Below are 6,677 nucleotides of genomic sequence, written 5' to 3' on the forward strand. Positions count from 1 at the left end.
CCTGTGTTCCTATTGCCCGGCAAGGGCGATGCTGGCGGGACGTTCCATCCAGCCACCATTACCGTTAGATACCAGCTCGACCAGATCGATATGGTCATCGCTGATTGCGATGACGTGTCCATAGTTCTGGCCCATGTATTCGCCCTTGTGGATACGGTGGATCACGCCACCAGGATCCTTGATCAGCACCTCGGTGCCGGCACCTGTGCCGACGGTACCGACCATCTTCAAGCTATCCAGCGAGAACATCTCCAGCGGTTCTTTGGCGCGATTGGCATCCGGCCGCGGACCGCTGTTGGCCGTGCTGGGTTCGCTTTCGGCCAGGCTCGGACTGAACGGGTCGCGCTTGTCCTGATCGTCGTACTTGAACGATTCGAAGGTCTTGATGACCGGCAGCGGCGTGATTGGCGCACCTTTCTTGGCCTTCTCCTGCGCGATCCAGTCGCGCAGATCGGACGTGCCGCGGGTGCAGCCGCTGACGACCAGGGCAATGCCCAGCATCAGCAGAATATGCGCCGTCCGGGTCGAGTTGAGGGCAGCGAACTTTTTCATTTCTGTGCTCCCGGCGGGGTACTGCCTGAAGCCTTGATGGTGGTGGAGCTCTCTTCGTCGTCAAGATAGCGATAAGTTTTCACCGTGCCCTGCAGCACCAGCTGGCCGTCGCCCGCGGCACCCGCCTTGCCCGCGTTCTTCGGCGTCAGCGACACATCATGCAGAGTCAGAATTACCACGCGCGGCAGCGAAGCCACACCGCTGATGAAGGCGCCGAACTGATGATAGGTGCCGGTCATGCGCAGGGTGATGGGCTTTTCCGCGTAGAAGTCTTTCGGTGTTTCCGGACCCGGCTGAAACAGCTCGTTCACCAGGCCAGCGCTCTGCGCGGTCTGCGAGATATCGACCAGCAGTTCGGGCATTTCGGTCTTGCCGGGCAGCTGGCGCAGCAGCTGACGCAACATGTCCTGCATTTCGTCGAGCTGCTGCTGCAGCGCCTCGAGATTGACCGCCTTGGCCTGCTTGGTCGAGAACTCCTGCTTCAGCGCGTCTTCCTTGGCGGCCAGCGTGGTGAGGCTGTCCTGCTGATCGCCGATGAAGAAATACCACCCGATCAGCACGATGACGGCAAACAGCAGCCCGGTGAAAAACAACTTGACCGACTGCGGCCAGCCGCCGACGTTGTTGCGGTCGAGATTGCGCAGGTCATTGAAGAAACTCATGGCTTCGCTCCCGCCTGCGCCGGTGTACTGGCAGGCTTGGCCGGCGTTGCCGCGGTGCTCGCACCAGCAGGAGCGCCGGAATCGGCCACCTGATCGGCCTTGGGACGGCTGAGCGCGATATCCAGGCCGAACGTGTAAGGCATGCGCGTGGCCTCCGCACTTTTCTCGGTCTTGCGCAGCTCGGTATGACCGAGCCATGGCGAGGCCTCGATGTTTTTCATGTACTCGGCGACGCTGGCGTTGGACTGCGATACGCCGTCGAGCGACATCGACTGCCCATCCTGCTTGACGCCAGTCAGGCGCGCGCTCGAGGGAATGGTTTTGACCAGCTCGTCGAACAGGTGAACCATCTGCGAACGATCGGCCTGCAGCTGTTCGATGATCTGCTTGCGCGCCAAAAGATGATCGCGCACTTTTTCCAGATCCTTGATCTTGGTGATCCGCACATCGATCTGGGTGATTTCGTTCTGCAGCATGGTGTTGCGTTCGTTCTGGTTGTCGATGCGCTCGCCCATCCAGAAGCCCCAGAGCAGCAGAAAGACGACGGCCGCGGCAAATGCGACGCCCAGCTGGATATAGAACTCGCGTTCGCGCTGTTTGCGTCGCGCAGCGCGATGCGGGAGTAGGTTGACGTGTGCCATCAGTCGAAGCTCCTCAGCGCGAGACCGACCGCAATCATCAAGGCCGGCGCATCCTGAGCCAGCGACTGCGCCTGCACGCGCGGTGACAGCGACATGCGCGCCAGCGGATTGGCGACGATACACGGCACGCCAAGCTGTTCTTCCAGCATGGCGCCCAAGCCTTCGATCGAGGCACAGCCACCGGCCAGCACCACCTGATCGACCTTGCTGTATTCGCTGCCGGCAAAGAAGAACTGCAACAGGCGGCTGATCTGCTGAGTCAGCGACTGCTTGAACGGCTCCAACGCCTCGCTTTCGTAGGACTCCGGCAGGCCGCCCTTGCGCTTGGCGCGGCCGGCTTCCTCGTAGGACAGGCCGAAGCGACGCATGATCTCGTCGGTCAGCTGTTTGCCGCCGAAGACCTGCTCGCGCGAATAGATGGTGCGCTGGTTGCGCAGAACCGAGAGCGTCGTCATGGTGGCGCCGATGTCCACTACCGCCACTAATGCATCGCGACCGACGCTGAGCTGGTCGGCGACCATGGCGAAGGCGTTTTCCATCGCGAAGGCCTCGACGTCGATCACGCCGGCGGTCAGACCGCCCAACTCGAGCGCCGCCACGCGCATGTCGACGTTCTCGGTGCGCGACGCGGCCAGCAGCACGTTGTTCATATCGGGGTTGTCGCGTACCGGGCCGACCACCTCGTAATCGAGGCTGACTTCCTCGATCGGATAGGGAATGTACTGGTTGGCTTCGATCTGGATCTGACCTTCGAGGTCGTCCTCGGACAGATCGCTGGCCATCGGAATGATGCGGGTAATCACCGCCGAGCCAGCCACGGCGGCCGACCCGAACTTGAGTTTGGAGCCGGAGCGGGCCAGCGCGCGGCGGATGGCGTCGCCTACCGCCTCGACCTCGACGATGTTCTTTTCAACGACGGCATTGGGAGGCAGAGGCTCGACGGCGTAGTGTTCCACGCGAAAACGCCCGCCCGCCTGACTGAGCTGCAGCAGCTTGACGGCGGTCGAGCTGATGTCGACACCAATCAGTGCCGGCTTCTTGGGTGTAAAAAGCCCCACGGTGTTTCCCCCTGACCCTGGCGCCCCTGACCAGAAACCTGGAGGGATGCGCAATGGCATTAAATCGAAAAATTAACGCAATGGCAACGGTCTACGTGAACTTTCTCAACTAATTGTCGTGATGTCCACCACAATGGCGGGATGGGGCTATCCGGGACGAACCCCGCCGGGTCCGAGCCCTGCGCGTCCAGACAATACCGCTACATCTATACTCTGGCACGTTTTGACTTAGGTCTCGCCATCCGACCATGCGAATTCTGAAGCGATTGTTGCGCTGGGCACTGATCCTGGCTTTTTCCGGCCTGCTGCTTGCCGTCCTCGCCGTGGGCGTGGCCTATTGGCTGATCGCGCCGCGGTTGCCGGCGGTGGCGGTGCTGAAGGATTACCACATGCAGGTGCCGCTGCGCGTGCTAAGCGCCGACGGCAAGCTGATCGCCAGCTTCGGCGAGACGCGACGCATCCCGGTCGCCATCGCCGATGTGCCGGACCAGCTCAAGCACGCCGTGCTGTCGGCCGAGGATGCGGATTTTTACCATCATCCCGGCGTGGACTGGCACGGCCTGGCCCGCGCCGGCTGGCACGTGATCGCCACCGGCGGTGACAAGGGCCCGGGCGGCTCGACCATCACCCAACAGGTGGCGCGCAATATCTTTCTGAGCCCCGAAAAGCTGTATTCGCGCAAGCTGACCGAGATTTTCATCGCGCTGCGTATCGAGCATGAGCTGACCAAGGATCAAATCCTCGAGCTGTACCTCAACAAGATGTTTCTCGGCCATCGCGCCTACGGCGTGGCCGCTGCCGCCGAGTACTACTATGGCAAGACGCTGGATCAGCTGACCGTCGCAGAGTGCGCCCTGCTCGCTTCGACCTTTCAGCTGCCTTCCGTGGTCAACCCCATCAACAGCCCCGCCCGTGGCATTGCCCGACGCAACTGGGTGCTGGGTGAGATGCTCAAGCACGGCTACATAACGCAGCCAGTTTACGAGCAGGCCATCAACGAACCGAATCACGCCTTTCCGCACGAGCAGACCATCGAGGTCGACGCGCCCTACCTCGCCGAAATGGTGCGCCGACAGGCGCTTGACCGGCTCGGCAACGAGGCGCTGACCGAAGGTTACGTGGTCAAAACGACCCTGCAAAGCGATCGCCAAAAGGCGGCTGTGGACGCGCTGCGCGATGGACTGAGCATCTACGACCATCGCCACGGCTGGCGCGGACCCGAGGCGCACCAGGATCTGGCCGCCGATGCCGGCCAGGCCGATTACGACCGTGTGCTGTCCAGTTACTTCAGCATCTCCGGCATGCAGCCGGGCCTGGTCACCGCCGCGGACGCGACCGAAGCGACCGTGTATCTAGCCGACCACCAGAACGTCAAACTCGATCTGGCCGCGATGAGCTGGGCTCGCCCACACATTGACGACGATCGCGTCGGCGCGGCGCCCACCACCGTCAGCAAGGTGCTCAAGCGCGGCGACGTGATCCGCCTGTCGCGCAATGACAAGGGCGAATGGCAGTTGGACCAGATTCCCCGCGCGCAGGCCGCATTGACCTCGATCAGTCCGGAAGATGGTGCCATTCGTGCGCTGGTCGGCGGCTTCAACTTTTCGCTGAGCAAATTCAACCGCGCAGTGATGGCAGCGCGCCAGCCGGGCTCCAGCTTCAAGCCCTATTTCTACTCTGCCGCCTTCGAACGTGGCTTCACCCCGTCCTCGATCATCAACGACGCACCGCTGGCGTTGCCCGATCCCTCTCGCCCCGGCGGCATCTGGACGCCGTCCAACGACGACGGCAAGTTTGCCGGCCCGATGCGCCTGCGCGAGGCGCTGGTGCAGTCCAAGAACCTCGTTTCCGTGCGCCTGCTGGACGCCATCGGCGTGCGCTATGCGCGCGACTACGTGACCCGCTTCGGCTTCCCGCTCGACGCGATTCCACCCAATCTGTCGATGGCCCTGGGTACGGCCTCGGTGTCGCCAATGAGCATGGCGCGCGGCTATGCCGTGTTCGCCAACGGCGGTTATCTGGTCACGCCCTACTTCATCAGCGAAATCGACGACCGCAGCGGCAAACCGGTGTACCTGGCCAATCCGGCCCGCGCCTGCGGCGGCTGCCAGGAACGCCTGCTCGACACCAGCCCGCCCGGACCGCCGCCGGCCGACATGCTCAAGACGCCGGCCAACGATGTTCCCGTGGCGACCAGCGCAGCGCCCGCCTCGGGCAGCAGCGTGGACGGCGTGGGCATCGCCGTGCTGCCGGCCGACGTACACAACCAGAACGCGCACCCGCCGGTGCTGGCACCGCATGTCATCGACATCCGCAATGACTATCTGCTTACCTCGCTGATGAAGGACGTGATCCTGCGCGGCACCGGCTCGGCGGCCAGATCGCTCAACCGCACCGATCTAGCCGGCAAGACCGGCTCCACCAACGATCACCGCGACGCCTGGTTCGTCGGCTTCAACGGCGACCTTTCCACGGCGGTATGGGTGGGCTTCGACGATTACGCCTCGTTGGGCCACGGCGAATTCGGCGCCAAGGCCGCGCTGCCGATCTGGATGGACTACATGGGCGAGGTGCTCAAAGGCCTGCCGATGAACACGTTGCCAATGCCGCCAGGGATCAGTACGGTATTCATCAACCGCGACAGCGGCTTGCCGACCACGCCGGACGACCCCAACGGCATGAACGAGATTTTCAAGGTGGAGGATGTCGACCGCCTGCGCACGCAGGCCACACAGCAGAAAGAAGAGGACCAGCAGCACGCCTACGATATTTTCTAAATCGCCATGCTGCCTGCGCCATGCCATCGGCGCCGAGCGGCAGGCCATCCAACGATGAGGAGCGTGTCATGTCCCGAGGCGAACACCACCGCATCCACGCGCACGACCGGCTGCAGCGCACCCGTCTGCGCATAGCCCAGGAAGCCGCTCGCCTGATGAGCGAGCACGGCATCCGCGATTTTCACCACGCCAAACTCAAAGCAGCCGAACGGCTCGGCATTCTCGATACCCAGGCACTACCGCGCAATCTGGAAATCGAGGAAGCGTTGCGCGAACACCAGCGGCTGTTTCTGGGCGATAGCCAGCCCAAATCGCTGCGGCAACGCCGCGAGGCGGCGGTGGAAGCCATGCGCTTTCTCTCCGCCTTCGAACCACGCCTTGTCGGTGCCGTGCTCGAAGGCACGGCCGACACCCATTCGGCCGTCTGCCTGCACGTTTTCAGCGACGATCCCGAGGCCGTAGGCCGCTATCTGTTCGACAACGGCGTGCCGATCGAAACCCAGACGCGCCGGCTGCGCACCACGCGCGAGGAGCAGTCGGAATTTCCCGTGCTGCTGTTTGCCGCCGACGAGCTGCCGTTCGATCTGACGGTACTGCCCCGCGACTCGCTGCGGCAGGCGCCGCTGGACCGCCGCGCCGACGACACGCCGATGCGGCGCGCCACGCTAACGCAGGTCGAGATGCTGCTGGCGGAAAACGACGACGATGCATTCGAGCAGCGGCTTTCTGCTGCCCTGCGTTGAGCCGCTGAACCGGCTGCCTATCGAAGAAACCCATCAACTGGAAAGCGGCATAAAAAAGCCCGGGCGAACCCGTAATGCTGTTCACTTAAGCGGAGCAGCCTTTCGATTCACGGGGTAGCGCGTCTTGGATATTTTGACGGACCTCGGCGTGGAAGGCCGAGGTCGTCTATCCAGAAACAGGTTGCCGATTCCGGCCCTGAGTTCAGCCAGTCGCGCTCCGGTGCGTGATAGAGGTTGCGCCGCC

General features: G+C 63.0%; 6 protein-coding genes and 1 pseudogene. 2 read left to right on the top strand and 5 right to left on the bottom strand.

Annotation, left to right across the window (positions count from 1 at the left end; translation table 11 throughout):
* Positions 1–9: 9 nt before the first annotated feature.
* From HDE78_RS07480 to HDE78_RS07495, 4 genes are read right to left on the bottom strand one after another with little or no spacing between them, the layout of a single operon-like run.
* Positions 10–552, bottom strand: coding sequence for a pilus assembly protein PilP (locus tag HDE78_RS07480; RefSeq protein ID WP_179477895.1), 543 nt, complete (start codon positions 550–552; stop codon positions 10–12).
* Complete coding sequence (gene pilO / locus HDE78_RS07485) at positions 549–1,214, bottom strand: type 4a pilus biogenesis protein PilO (protein WP_179477896.1); 666 nt, start codon at positions 1,212–1,214, stop codon at positions 549–551. Before pilO ends, HDE78_RS07480 begins: the two co-directional genes overlap by 4 nt.
* Positions 1,211–1,855: a PilN domain-containing protein gene (locus HDE78_RS07490; RefSeq protein ID WP_179477897.1), complete on the bottom strand. Its 645-nt coding sequence runs from the start codon at positions 1,853–1,855 to the stop codon at positions 1,211–1,213. Before HDE78_RS07490 ends, pilO begins: the two co-directional genes overlap by 4 nt.
* Positions 1,855–2,913: a pilus assembly protein PilM gene (locus tag HDE78_RS07495; RefSeq protein ID WP_179477898.1), complete on the bottom strand. Its 1,059-nt coding sequence runs from the start codon at positions 2,911–2,913 to the stop codon at positions 1,855–1,857. Before HDE78_RS07495 ends, HDE78_RS07490 begins: the two co-directional genes overlap by 1 nt.
* A 248-nt stretch (positions 2,914–3,161) precedes the next feature.
* On the opposite strand from HDE78_RS07495, the gene HDE78_RS07500 reads away from it, so the two are divergent.
* Both HDE78_RS07500 and HDE78_RS07505 read left to right on the top strand, forming a co-directional pair.
* Positions 3,162–5,690: a penicillin-binding protein 1A gene (locus tag HDE78_RS07500; protein WP_179477899.1), complete on the top strand. Its 2,529-nt coding sequence runs from the start codon at positions 3,162–3,164 to the stop codon at positions 5,688–5,690.
* A gap of 68 nt (positions 5,691–5,758) precedes the next feature.
* Positions 5,759–6,433 carry a hypothetical protein gene (locus tag HDE78_RS07505; RefSeq protein ID WP_179477900.1) on the top strand — a complete coding sequence of 225 codons (675 nt, stop codon included), beginning with the start codon at positions 5,759–5,761 and terminating at the stop codon, positions 6,431–6,433.
* Between the two features lie 81 nt (positions 6,434–6,514).
* Here HDE78_RS07505 and HDE78_RS07510 read toward each other — a convergent pair.
* Positions 6,515–6,677 (bottom strand): annotated as a pseudogene (locus HDE78_RS07510) (IS4 family transposase); the annotation flags it as partial.

Source organism: Rhodanobacter sp. K2T2 (assembly GCF_013408815.1).
In the GTDB taxonomy this organism is placed as follows: domain Bacteria; phylum Pseudomonadota; class Gammaproteobacteria; order Xanthomonadales; family Rhodanobacteraceae; genus Rhodanobacter.

What these genes read in the sequence shown, in the direction of transcription:
- HDE78_RS07480 (WP_179477895.1), bottom strand. Translation starts at nt 552, where the DNA reads ATGAAAAAGTTCGCTGCCCTCAACTCGACCCGGACGGCGCATATTCTG.
- pilO (WP_179477896.1), bottom strand. Translation starts at nt 1,214, where the DNA reads ATGAGTTTCTTCAATGACCTGCGCAATCTCGACCGCAACAACGTCGGC.
- HDE78_RS07490 (WP_179477897.1), bottom strand. Translation starts at nt 1,855, where the DNA reads ATGGCACACGTCAACCTACTCCCGCATCGCGCTGCGCGACGCAAACAG.
- HDE78_RS07500 (WP_179477899.1), top strand. Translation starts at nt 3,162, where the DNA reads ATGCGAATTCTGAAGCGATTGTTGCGCTGGGCACTGATCCTGGCTTTT.
- HDE78_RS07505 (WP_179477900.1), top strand. Translation starts at nt 5,759, where the DNA reads ATGTCCCGAGGCGAACACCACCGCATCCACGCGCACGACCGGCTGCAG.